Raw genomic sequence first — 2,627 nt, forward strand, 5'->3', positions numbered from 1 at the left:
TTGTACAACAGGGCGACGGAACACCCACGGGACCGAAGTTCGGGAGCTGTTATATCCGTGGCATCCATGGTCCGGCCAACTTATCCATATCCATGAATTGGTGGACAAGGGGTCTGCTGTGTTCCGCTGCAGCCTTTCGGGTTCGACTTCATGCCGATTGCTTGAAGTTCCGGTGTGGATGTTTGATCGAACACCGAGCGCACAAAGGTTGGCCGTACCAGTTGCGTATGTCGATTTCTCTGGTCTGGTTGCTTTGGCAAAGTTGCTTGAAGAGGCAGGTACCCCCTCACAAGGCGCGGATATGAGCGCAGCATTGATCTCTCACGAAACGAGTCGGGGAGATGTCCATGCCGCGCCAGTTTACGACATATCAGTTCGATCTGTTCTCGAGTGCGCACAGCGGGAAGACGCCTGCGATGCCGCAATGGCAGACCTTGCCGGAAGGAACACGCCAAGCGCTGACGGCGCTCATCGTGCGGCTGCTCATCGACCACGCAAGCGGCGACAGCGCCTCCCAGTCGAAGGAGGCCGGTCATGATGCATGAGAAGATTGGTCCTCACCACCTTGAGCGCAAGGCCATTTTGTATGTCCGGCAATCGTCCGCTCATCAGGTTCTGCACAATCGCGAAAGTAGCGCCCTTCAATATGCCATGCGTGACCGCCTCAAGGCATTTGGCTGGTCGCAGATCGAAACAGTTGATGAAGATCTTGGCCGTTCGGCAGCCGGCGGCGTAACCCGCGCCGGTTTCGACCGGATGGTTGCCGAGGTCTGCCTTGGAAAGGTCGGAGCGGTTGCGGCACGCGAGGTATCGCGCTTTGCCCGCAATAGCCGTGATTGGCAACAGCTCATCGAGATGTGCCGCGTCGTCGATACCGTTTTGATCGACCAGGAAGCGGTCTATGCGCCGCGCCAGGGTAATGACCGGCTTCTTCTTGGGCTGAAGGGCAGCCTCAACGAATATGAACTCGATCTCTTGCGTCAGCGATCGCTTTCCGCACGCTACGAGAAGGCTCGCCGCGGCGAGCTTGTCGTCGCTACCCCGGTCGGCTTCGTAAAGGCCGGTGACAGGATCGAGAAAGATCCCGATCGACGTGTTCAGGAGGCTATTCCACTGGTTTTCAACAAGGTCGCCGAACTCGGAAGTGCAAGGCAGGCTCTGCTATGGTTTCTCGAACATGGGCTGGACTTGCCTGTCAGGCGTGCCAATGGCGAAGTCATTTGGCGCAGGCCAAACTATGCGACTGTCCACCGGATGATCGAGAACCCGATCTACGGCGGCGCTTATGCTTATGGTAAGAGTCGTTCTGTGTCGGGATACGGTGGCCGATCTGGAATTCGCCGCAAGTCGCGCGATGAATGGCTTGCGCTGATCCCGGATGCGCATGAAGGCTATGTCAGTTGGGAACGGGCGGAGGAGATCCGCAAGATGGTCAGCAACAATGTGCCCACCAGCCGCCACCACGGTGCGCCGAAGCATGGTGACGCCCTTCTTTCCGGCCTGTTCCGCTGCAAAAGATGTGGTCGGAAGCTGACGGTCCGGTACACGGGAACAAATCATAATATTCCGCGCTATTCATGCTGGCGCGGCTTGCTCGACAATGGTGAGCCACGCTGTGTCGCCTTCGGCGGCCTGCGGGTCGATGATGCGATTGAGGAAGCAATGCTTGGGGTCGTCGAACCGGGAGCCATTGCTGCTAGCGCCGAAGCAGAACGCAACATAGCCAACCGTCGCGATCAGGTGCAAGACGCCCTCCAGCGAGATCTTCAGGCGGCGAGCTTTGCTGCCGACCGGGCATTCCGGCAATATGACGCTGCTGATCCCGAGAACCGGCTGGTGGCATCGGAGCTCGAGGCACGTTGGAACAAAGCTCTCATTCGCGTTGGCGAGATCGAGAATAAGATTGCCAGCCACAAAGCTGCGGTACCGCAAGTGTCGTCGTATTCTATGTTGGATATGGCCGCTCTTGCGGGGAACCTTCGTGCCGTCTGGGCAGCGCCATCGACCGATGCCAGGCTCAAGAAGCGGATCGTGCGCACGGTTATTCATGAAGTGATCGCCGATCTCGACGATGTGGCTTCCGAGATCGTCCTCGTCATCCATTGGGCTGGTGGAGTTCACACAGAATTGCGACTGCCGAAACGACGTCGTGGACAAAGAAACGCTACACCCGACGGCCTCATTGAGGCAGTACGGCAGCTCGTGCTCATTGCCAATGACGACCTGATTGCCGGGATACTAAATCGCAATGGATTGACCACCGGCAATGGCAATCGCTGGACAAGGGAACGTGTCACAGCACTCCGGTCGTACCGCAAGATCCCGGTCTACCGGCCGCAGCCAGACGGGATAGAGCCTTGGCTCAATCTGGGAAAGGCGGCGAAGGTCCTTGGCATTACGCCAAAAACATTGAGAATCGCCGCTGAAGCAGGTGAGATTGAGGGCGTTCATCCCTTGTCGTTCGGCCCATGGATCTTCAGTCGCTCAAAGCTTGAACTCCCGCAAGCAAAACAGCTCGTCGATCGCGCACGACAAAACCCCAAATACCCCGCGGGATCGTCTCAAAACCAAGGAAACCTATTTACTTCAACAACATAGAAAGATGGGCGTTATGAAACAGGATTGTA

Annotated in this window: 2 protein-coding genes; both read left to right on the forward strand. The window is 57.3% G+C overall.

Annotation, left to right across the window (positions count from 1 at the left end; all coding sequences use genetic code 11):
* Window positions 1–347 precede the first annotated feature (347 nt).
* Window positions 348–545, forward strand: coding sequence for a hypothetical protein (locus tag ACSQ3J_RS31190; protein ID WP_307148326.1), 198 nt, complete (start codon window positions 348–350; stop codon window positions 543–545).
* A complete protein-coding gene (locus ACSQ3J_RS31195) occupies window positions 535–2,598 on the forward strand; it encodes a recombinase family protein (RefSeq protein WP_436041171.1) in 2,064 nt (687 codons plus the stop codon). The genes ACSQ3J_RS31190 and ACSQ3J_RS31195 overlap by 11 nt, the downstream gene beginning before the upstream one ends.
* Window positions 2,599–2,627 lie beyond the last annotated feature (29 nt).

The sequence above is a fragment of the Rhizobium sp. LjRoot98 genome, assembly GCF_964252935.1.
Taxonomy (GTDB): Bacteria; Pseudomonadota; Alphaproteobacteria; order Rhizobiales; family Rhizobiaceae; genus Pararhizobium.